The sequence below is a fragment of the Microcoleus sp. genome, from assembly GCF_049646505.1.
Classification (GTDB): domain Bacteria; phylum Cyanobacteriota; class Cyanobacteriia; order Cyanobacteriales; family Microcoleaceae; genus Microcoleus.
On the sequence record NZ_JBARVX010000193.1, the window covers coordinates 1 to 2520 of the forward strand.

The following is a 2520-nucleotide window of genomic DNA, read 5'->3' on the forward strand; positions in this document are numbered from 1 at the left end:
TCCTCATGTCAATCTCAAACAATTGTTTGCAGAAACGCAAGGTTTGCGAAAAGGGTATGGCATGGCGAAAGCTCTGGAACTCGCGGGTTTACCGCTAGAAGGAACTCATCACCGAGGCATAGATGATGCTAGAAATATTGCTAAATTGTTGCCTTATATTCTGGAGCGAAAACAGTTTTCCTGATTTGCTATCATACATATAGCGAGCAAAATTATGGGGAGGTCGCCTAAATGGAATGGCACCGTAAAAACTTTGGAAAAGCGGCTCCCAAAAAGACGATCGGGTTGGTTGAGTAGGGTAAAAAGTTGCTTCGCGACGTTCCCTGAAAGCGCAAACGGGCAACAGGTTGCAGATGCACTGAAAGGAATTAACAGTCCGAGATGGGGGCAGTTCCCGTCTGCTTGCGGGCAGTAAGGAAGCGCGTTTCCTGAAAGTTGCTGTCGATCGATGCGGGTTCGAGTCCCGTCCTCTCCATTTGTTGTCTTTCATTTTATCAGAAAAACGGTTAAATATGAGAAAACTAAAATATTACGTTGCTTGCACTGTTGATGGTTTTATTGCTCGCGAAGATGGCTCATTTGATTGTTTTCCTATGTCAGGAGAGCATTTTGCTGATTTGTTCGAGTTTTTTCCTGAGACTTTTCCGGCTCACGTTCAAAAGGATCTCGGTATTAGTCCAGAGAACAAGCAGTTTGATGCTGTTTTGATGGGACGGAAAACCTATGAAGTGGGGCTAACTGTCGGTCTTACCAATCCTTATCCCAGCTTGAAACAGTATGTTTTTTCGCGCAGTATGGAAGGCAGTCCAGATGAGAATGTTAAACTCGTTTCAGACAATCCAGTTGCATTCGTTAAAGAATTGAAAAAGGAAGCGGGTAAAGACATCTGGCTGTGCGGCGGTGGCGATTTAGCGGCAACTCTTTTTTCTGAGATTGACGAGATGATTGTGAAGTTGAACCCGGTAGTTATTGGGGCTGGAATTCCTGTGTTTGGGATGGCGATCGCACCGACGAATCTGGAATTGGTCGATCGCAAAATCTACAGCAACGGTTTCATGTTGCTTCACTATCGACTGAAGCATTAGCAATATAGACTTTAGTTGTTGCAATTTCTGGGGGAAAAAAGGACTGAAGTCTTTACTACAAAATGATTTTCTAGGAATTAAAACGCAAAAACAGAAATTTTAAGGGTGGTTGGCAAAGCGGTATTGAATAAGGGCGCTCGTGTAAAATAAAGTTATTCTTTAAAAAAATGCGTCGATTCTGCAATGAAAACGCTAGCTAAATGGTCTGTGGGCGACTATCACCGCATGATTGAAGCAGGGATTCTACGCGATCGCCCTGTGGAGTTGCTAGCGGGTGAAGTTTGCCAGATGAGTCCAGAAACCCCAATTCATTACAACACAACCAAACGAGGTACTAAATACCTCGAAGAACTACTCGCAGGTAAAGCTGATGTCCGCTTCAACGGGCCAATTACGCTATCAGACTCTGAACCAGAACCGGATATTGCGATCGTGCGATTGCCGGAGTCTGCTTACAACGATCGCCATCCCGAACCTCAAGATATCTTTTGGATTGTAGAGGTTGCTCAAACTAGCTTGAAGAAGGATTTATATTGTTTCCGCTTGCATCGGAATGATTTAACCTTATTAGTACACAGAGTACACAGAGGGAGAGAATATATATCTGAATCATTCCGATGCTACCGGATTTGATATTAGAGTTGAAAGCCGCAATTTATGCCTCGGCAGAAATTCAAGAATATTGGGTTTTAAATTTATCTGCTAAGCAAATCATCGTGTTTCGCTACCCTCAGAATGGCGAGTACGCTACAGAGCAAAAGATCGAGGCGGGAACGGTTATACCGCTGGCATTTCCCGACATTCGCGTATCCGTTGAGAGACTTTTCGGGTGATTGGGACGATCGCCACAAATTTTTACGAAAACACTTGATTTTTCAGAACAGTTGTGTTATAGTAGCTCCGATGCGGGAGTATAGCTCAGTTGGTTAGAGCAGGTGACTCTTAATCTCAAGGTCGAAGGTTCAAGTCCTTCTACTCCCATGAAATTCAATCCTTTGCGGGTCAATAGTTTCAGATTTATTGCCTCACTAAGATTTCCGGCTTCCGCTCATCTTTCGCTCAGTCCTGCTCTTCTAAGTAGCTGAGTATCTCCAAAACCGCCTCCATATCAGCCAAGCTTGCTCCGGACTTTTTGCGCCGCCCTTTCAACTGGTTGAGCAAGTCAGCCGGCTCTGGCAGTTCCAAGTCAATCTCCGACTGTTTGCAAGCTGCCAGTTCATCCCGCAAATTGCCTATTTCCAGTCTCAACGCAGATTCTTTTGGATTGGGTTTAAAGCTAAACCCCCGTTCTAATTCCCGTATCTTGTCAAATTGCTTGACAATAGTTGCTTTAGCCTCTGCCAAGTCAGATTTAGCATTGCTCACTTCTGTCTGAGAGCGAATTTTCAGGACTTCGACACACCGCGCCTCGCGATGCAGTTTTGCAGCGTCCTCC

The 2520-nt window shown here is 44.7% G+C and carries 3 protein-coding genes, 1 tRNA gene and 2 pseudogenes; 5 read left to right on the plus strand and 1 reads right to left on the minus strand.

The genetic code is table 11. From position 1 onward, the window contains the following. The 5 genes and pseudogenes from WBA89_RS10630 to WBA89_RS10650 form a co-directional block, all read left to right on the plus strand. Window positions 1-184: pseudogene (locus WBA89_RS10630) on the plus strand (3'-5' exonuclease); the annotation flags it as partial. Window positions 185-512: 328 nt separating this feature from the next. Then, a complete protein-coding gene (locus WBA89_RS10635; protein ID WP_424406256.1) occupies window positions 513-1085 on the plus strand; it encodes a dihydrofolate reductase family protein in 573 nt (190 codons plus the stop codon). Between the two features lie 183 nt (window positions 1086-1268). After that, window positions 1269-1718 (plus strand): Uma2 family endonuclease, encoded by a 450-nt coding sequence (locus tag WBA89_RS10640; RefSeq protein WP_424406257.1) that lies wholly within the window; start codon window positions 1269-1271, stop codon window positions 1716-1718. Continuing rightward, a complete protein-coding gene (locus tag WBA89_RS10645) occupies window positions 1703-1918 on the plus strand; it encodes a Uma2 family endonuclease (protein ID WP_424406258.1) in 216 nt (71 codons plus the stop codon). The genes WBA89_RS10640 and WBA89_RS10645 overlap by 16 nt, the downstream gene beginning before the upstream one ends. A gap of 74 nt (window positions 1919-1992) precedes the next feature. Further along, a tRNA-Lys gene (locus WBA89_RS10650) sits at window positions 1993-2066 on the plus strand. A 78-nt stretch (window positions 2067-2144) separates the two neighbouring features. Here the strand turns inward: WBA89_RS10650 and WBA89_RS10655 are convergent. After that, window positions 2145-2520: pseudogene (locus tag WBA89_RS10655) on the minus strand (hypothetical protein); the annotation flags it as partial.

What these genes read in the sequence shown, in the direction of transcription:
- WBA89_RS10640 (WP_424406257.1), top strand. Translation starts at nt 1,269, where the DNA reads ATGAAAACGCTAGCTAAATGGTCTGTGGGCGACTATCACCGCATGATT.
- WBA89_RS10645 (WP_424406258.1), top strand. Translation starts at nt 1,703, where the DNA reads ATGCTACCGGATTTGATATTAGAGTTGAAAGCCGCAATTTATGCCTCG.
- WBA89_RS10635 (WP_424406256.1), top strand. Translation starts at nt 513, where the DNA reads ATGAGAAAACTAAAATATTACGTTGCTTGCACTGTTGATGGTTTTATT.